The 686-nt window shown below is 35.6% G+C and carries 1 pseudogene; it reads left to right on the top strand.

Going from position 1 to position 686, the window contains the following annotated elements:
* Position 1: 1 nt before the first annotated feature.
* Positions 2-686: pseudogene (locus tag PsAD26_RS16965) on the top strand (hypothetical protein); the annotation flags it as partial.

Genomic DNA, 686 nt, shown 5'->3' with positions numbered 1-686 from the left:
TATTGAAAGAGGCGGGTATATTCCTGCAGTAGAAAAAAATAAGGCATTCCTACGAGCAGATGGTTGGAATGACTATTCCTTTGTTACAATGTTTTATCTTACTGTCTTTGATGAGCATGGTGAAAAATGCGATATCGGAAATGTTAAAATTGGTTTTGTAGGTCAAAAAGAAGAAGTAAGCACTTATTCATTAATAGATAAAAAATTCAGTCAACTCCCTGAAATGTTTTTTTCCTTAGGTGAAAGCATTGACTACTATGTTAATCTCAGCAAATTAAGCGATGGTTTTAAACATAACCTTCTTAAAGCTATTCAGGATTTAGTAGTATGGCCAAATCGATTAGCCGACATTGAAAATGAAAGCGTCCTTAACACCTCATTACTTAGAGGGGTAACTCTTTCAGAAATTCATGGACAGTTCGCACGTGTGTTAAATGGTTTGCCAGAATTGTCAGATTTCCACTTTTCATTTAATAGAAAAAGTGCTCCCGGATTCAGTGATTTAACTATACCTTTTGAGGTGACGGTTAATTCTATGCCCAGCACGAACATTCATGCTTTTATCGGGCGGAATGGGTGTGGTAAAACAACAATTTTGAATGGAATGATTGGTGCAATCACCAACCCAGAAAACAATGAATATTTTTTCTCTGAAAATAATAGACTTATCGAGTCAAGAATCCCAA

The sequence above is a fragment of the Pseudovibrio sp. Ad26 genome (assembly GCF_001623285.1).
GTDB lineage: Bacteria > Pseudomonadota > Alphaproteobacteria > Rhizobiales > Stappiaceae > Pseudovibrio > Pseudovibrio ascidiaceicola.
Note: the sequence above shows the minus strand (reverse complement) of the source record. Positions and strands in the feature narration are given on the sequence as shown.